This is a genomic window from Pseudomonas sp. S4_EA_1b, from assembly GCF_016307435.1.
In the GTDB taxonomy this organism is placed as follows: domain Bacteria; phylum Pseudomonadota; class Gammaproteobacteria; order Pseudomonadales; family Pseudomonadaceae; genus Aquipseudomonas; species Aquipseudomonas rhodesiae.
The window spans coordinates 1-3,248 of the sequence record NZ_JAEILC010000196.1 but is presented as its reverse complement, the minus strand read 5'-3'; the positions used below and the strand labels follow the sequence as shown (position 1 = coordinate 3,248).

Below are 3,248 nucleotides of genomic sequence, written 5' to 3'. Positions count from 1 at the left end.
TGGCGAGCTTAATATCTTCCAGTTTCTGCATAATTAAAACCTAAATGATCAAAATCCAAAATACTTACTGAAACAATTTCAGTACAAAGTTCTTCAGCTGTACAACCCACTCAGAGAGATCGATCTGTTTCCAGATACCGCTGCCCTATATGCTTCCAGCGTTCCCTCGCTCATACTTCGTTTTGAGGGTTTTCATTAAATTATATTATTCATACAAGACGTACGTATGGAGCTTATTGTTTTTTACCAATGCCTGCCCCACCCCCTGCTGACAAACAAAATCAACACTAACCGCCGTAACGCGCTCTAATCTGAACGCCATTGCTACCACAGGCTTCACGTACCCACTGAAGCAAAAAAACCCAGGACCTCCATGCATGGCTTTGTGCCATAAATCGTTGGATGCCTTTCGAATAGAAGGGTTCCATGGAATTTGACAATCATACTACGGGATTCAAATACAAATAGTGGTTCCTCACACTTGGTTAGCGTAATGACCTACAGTGCGCACAGAATCTCTCGGCTCAGGATAGAATCGCCCCGTGTATTTATTTTTCAGGCATGGCCCAAAAGAATTTGACATAGGTACATATTTCTATTTCAAAGGAGGTAACTGGGAATGAACTGCACCCACACCTTCCGTGGTATGCGGCGCTGCTCAATGTGTGTCATTTCTTAGACTGTGGGTCGAGGCTCTCAGAAGCGGCCTTCTTTTCAATGACAATATCTGAAGAATCAAAAGGCGCCCGCTTCATAGCCCTCTGGCGTTTATTTACAACCATTGTACGAATTAGGGTAATGAGAATACCTATGATGCCGCCAAGAATAAGACCGACCGCTAGGATAAGCGCCTTCTTAGGCTTGATAGGCGCCAGCGGCTCCAACGCCTGCTTGTCAATAGTTACCAGCTTCAAGCGACTGAAATCAATATTTAAGCTGCGCAGGCGCGCCTCTTCAGCGCGAAGGGGCTCTATGTTGCTCAAGAAGAGATCTTCATTTTCACGACGATTCAAAACCTCAATCTGCCGGTTGGATTGCAGCAACTGAAGCTCTTTAGCGATTTGTGCGATACGCCTCTCTGTAAAGTCGTCGGACTTACGATGAATGAGAGCATTTTTCTCAGCCTCTAACGCATCAATCCCCATGAAATACAACGGGATCTGCTGATTATTAATCTCGGTACGCATCGTACTCCCATCCCCGCTGCGATCTGCATCGCCGAGTGAAGACGGGGTGGTTGGTTTTTTGATACCCAGCGACTTAGCAATGCCGATTGCTTCGTTCAACAATGCCAGCCTATCACCACGAATAGCCTTAAGCTGGCCCCTCAGAGCCTTTAGCTCGTCCTGCAACTGAGCACGACGAATCACATCAGCCTCGGTCAAACTGGCAATTTTTGCCTCTTTATCAATTTCATATCCCGAGCGAACGGCCTTGAGCTTGCCTTGAATTTCATTCAGCCGGTTATTAATGATGACGTTCAGGTCCGCGCTAATTTGCCGGCGCTCGGTGGCAATGGCAAACTCGATGAATTCGTTGAGGATAGTCACGCCATCTATCCCTTTAGGGTAGCTCATTTCCAGCTTGATATAGGCACTGAGGGAGTCCGCCTTCTTGGGATCTGGCAAAATAAGATTGATGGAGTTTCGATTGAACTCCTCAAAACTCTGCTCCAGGGTTCTCCCTGGACGCTCGAAGGCCTTAAATAAACTCTGACGGGCTCGGAAGAAGCTTAACCGTGTATCGTAAGACTCAAGAGACGCCCCGACTTTGTTCAACGCCTCAGCCGCCGGGAGGCCGTATACCCCAGACCGATTCAATGCATCCAGATCATTGATCGCCGCTGGACGCAAAACGCTGACGACTTGAAATTCCGGAGTCGCCGAAAAAGCATATATCCCAGCCAGAGCGCCAACGACCAGAGTCACAGCGGCAATGAGGACTTTCTGTCGCCAGAGAGATTTAAAAACGACCGTGAGTTCAACTTCTTCGGACGAAGGTTTCGGGGGAATTCGGAAGATAATACTCACAACAAAAACCTGCCTTCAAAGAGAAACTGCGAGCTCGTCATGCAGACCTGATGTGTATTTTTTATTCTAATTGGATGACCGCCAAAACCTAGCGTCCCTGCCAAATTGTGATTACACAAAATGCCTGTTATCGAGAAAAGATTGCATTTTGCCACCTCTCTGACATATTACAAGCCTTGGCATGTATATCGGGCGTTTCTGAATCTCCTATGCGAACGTCGGAACCAGAAAGGCTGTATAGGCAAGCACTCGCAAACACTCAAAATGACCAGCGTCATGAAGTTTCTGACAAACGGTTATCGAAGCCATTCACCCAAGCCCATCTTGGTAGCTATCTTCTAGGCAATCGCCTTGTGCCTGCCCCACGCACAAAGACCCCGAGCAACGGACCAATCAACATCCCGACAATCAAGGCCACCACCACAAACACCGCCAACGGCATCTGCACAGTACTCCACCCCAGGAACGACAGCGCTGCACCCTGTTGATTCTCGAGCACGAATGCCAAAACCATAGACGCCGCGAACACTGCAATCAATACCGCAATAACGCGCTTAACCCCACGCATAACCTTCTCCTACCTCAAAAACACTCAGACGCCTTCTTCCTCTTCTTCGTTCACCCGATCACGCAATTCCTTGCCCGGCTTGAAGTGGGGAACGAACTTTCCATCAAGGCTGACGGATTGGCCGGTCTTTGGATTACGGCCTACGCGTGGTGCGCGGTAGTGCAGGGAGAAACTGCCGAAGCCGCGGATTTCGATGCGATCTCCGGTGGCAAGGCATTGGGACATTTGCTCAAGCATGGTCTTGATAGCCAGCTCCACATCCTTGGATGAGAGCAGCCCTTGATGGGTGACAATTCGTTCGATCAACTCCGACTTCGTCATATTTTTCCCTTCTTTTTCAAGCAGCTAGGAAAAGCGCTTCAAAGGTTTTAGCATGACTTGATGAATTTGAACAGCCCGTGCATAAACTAATCTACGACTGAATAAACACTGACGAATAAAGCTCCTTAAGCTATTTGCAGATTACGAGCATCTTGCGCGTGACCGCTCCTGCCGGGTTCCATCCGAACAAGTAGTCGCCTTCTTCATCCTTGGCGTCGCTGGAGCGCGTGATGACCTTGTAGCCCTGCATCTTGCATTCGCGTGCAGCGCGCTTCTCGCACTTATCCCAATTGTTGCCTAAGCCCGAGCAGTCGATCTCTACACCGCTG

4 protein-coding genes are annotated in these 3,248 nt (G+C 48.6%); all 4 read right to left on the bottom strand.

The genetic code is table 11. The features are described from left to right. Positions 1-668: 668 nt before the first annotated feature. Complete coding sequence (locus YA0848_RS35490; protein WP_198731583.1) at positions 669-2,030, bottom strand: GNVR domain-containing protein; 1,362 nt, start codon at positions 2,028-2,030, stop codon at positions 669-671. A gap of 331 nt (positions 2,031-2,361) precedes the next feature. Further along, entirely contained in the window at positions 2,362-2,598 is a 237-nt protein-coding gene (locus YA0848_RS35485) for a lipopolysaccharide assembly protein LapA domain-containing protein (protein WP_169867533.1), read from the bottom strand. A 24-nt stretch (positions 2,599-2,622) separates the two neighbouring features. After that, complete coding sequence (ihfB, locus tag YA0848_RS35480) at positions 2,623-2,919, bottom strand: integration host factor subunit beta (RefSeq protein ID WP_003189779.1); 297 nt, start codon at positions 2,917-2,919, stop codon at positions 2,623-2,625. A 130-nt stretch (positions 2,920-3,049) separates the two neighbouring features. Beyond that, the coding region (locus YA0848_RS35475) for a hypothetical protein (RefSeq protein ID WP_198731582.1) at positions 3,050-3,248 on the bottom strand (199 nt) is incomplete at its 5' end.